Raw genomic sequence first — 1,595 nt, 5'->3', positions numbered from 1 at the left:
TATGTAATACCTCCGGCAAGCCTTCCAAAAGATGCAGATGTGATTAAAAGATGCACAAAGCCAATTTTGGAGTTAAATGATGTTATTGAAAACATCAAAGCCGACAAAGACGTTTTTGGAATAACAGGAACAAACGGTAAGACAACATCAACCACATTGCTTAAAAAGATTGCATATGATAATGGCATAAAACCGTCAGAACACGACCTTGAAGGAATGCAGGGAAATGCGGAATTCATTCCAATACTGCAATCCCGATTGGAAGGGGACGTCGGCATACTGGAAGTTGGCACATTTGGTGTTCCAGGAACAGTTGGAAGAATAGTCAAAAACACTTCCATGAAGGGCGGTCTTATAACCAATATCACTCCAGACCATTTGAATGACCTTGGAAGCTTTATAGATTATGCAAATGTAAAAGGAGAATTCATATCTGAGTTGAATGAAGGCACATTGATAGTAAATGGTCATGATCCAACAATAATGGGTTTGATTAGGGAACTGGACTTTAAAGGTGAAGTCATAACATTTGGAGTCGATGAAACTCCACAATCCGTAGGAACAAAGGAATGTGTATGCGGCCGTGAAATAAACGTAAAGGAAATTATTTCAGGATGCGGATATTACTTCTGCAAATGCGGTCTTACAACACCTCAGGTGGACTATATCGCAACAAATGTGGATTTGAAAAACAGAACATTCGATCTCCACACTCCTGATGAAAAACTGGAAGTGAAAATGTCAATTGATGGACTTCACAATGTATACAATATTGTTGGAGTGATAATTGCAGCCCATAAATTCCTGAAACTTCCATATGAAAAGATTTTACCTACAATTGAAAGCTTTACCGGTGTAAGCGGTAGGATGGAGGAAATCACAAAAGTCAGAGGAAAGGACTTTTTTGTTGATTATGCACACAATCCCGCTGGAGTGGAAACCGTCTTAAGGGAATTCCAGAAATTGTTCGGGGACTTTACATGCGTAATAACTGTTTCTTCAGAATCTGGCCATATTGGAGACAGCAATATTTTTGAAAGCGTGCTGAAATTCTCAAAATTCGTGGTTCCGGCTTCAACAGCTTCCAAAAAAATAGCTATTGAGTTTTTGGATGAAAATCCAAGTCTCACTGATAGGATATTTTTCAACAATATAGGAAACTTCAAAAAGACAGGAACTATAGGAGCTTCGAAAGAGGAATTCAGGGATGGATTGAAAATAGCCCTTAACCTTGATTGTGAAATGGTAATATCAATTGGAGAGGCCTGTGTAAAATATAAATCTATTATTCATAATCTGTAGGTATAGCTTAAATAATAGTTTGAACAAAATGTTAATTAATTAATGGTGTTAATATGATTAATATTACTAAGAGAATTTTTTATTTGGATGAAATAAGGGCATTGGCCATTCTTTTAATAATATTGGTTTCTACATCAAAAGGTTTTATTTCAAATCAAAGTTACCAATCAGCATTGTGGATTTTACCATCATTATTTGAAAATATTGGTAATCTTGGTTTTCAACTGTTTTTCATGGTAAGCGGTGCATTATTGCTAAACAAAAAATGCAGTATACCTGATTTTTTAAAAAAT

General features: G+C 35.7%; 1 protein-coding gene and 1 pseudogene. Both read left to right on the top strand.

The genetic code is table 11. The features are described from left to right. Positions 1–39 precede the first annotated feature (39 nt). Positions 40–1,302: a Mur ligase family protein gene (locus QZ143_RS08200; RefSeq protein ID WP_292883032.1), complete on the top strand. Its 1,263-nt coding sequence runs from the start codon at positions 40–42 to the stop codon at positions 1,300–1,302. A gap of 53 nt (positions 1,303–1,355) precedes the next feature. Then, positions 1,356–1,595, top strand: a pseudogene (locus tag QZ143_RS08195) (hypothetical protein); the annotation flags it as partial.

Origin of the sequence: Methanobrevibacter sp. UBA188, assembly GCF_905234905.1 — an archaeon.
Lineage (GTDB): Archaea > Methanobacteriota > Methanobacteria > Methanobacteriales > Methanobacteriaceae > Methanocatella.
The sequence above is the reverse complement of the archived record's forward strand: the minus strand, read 5'-3'. Positions and strand labels throughout refer to the sequence as shown.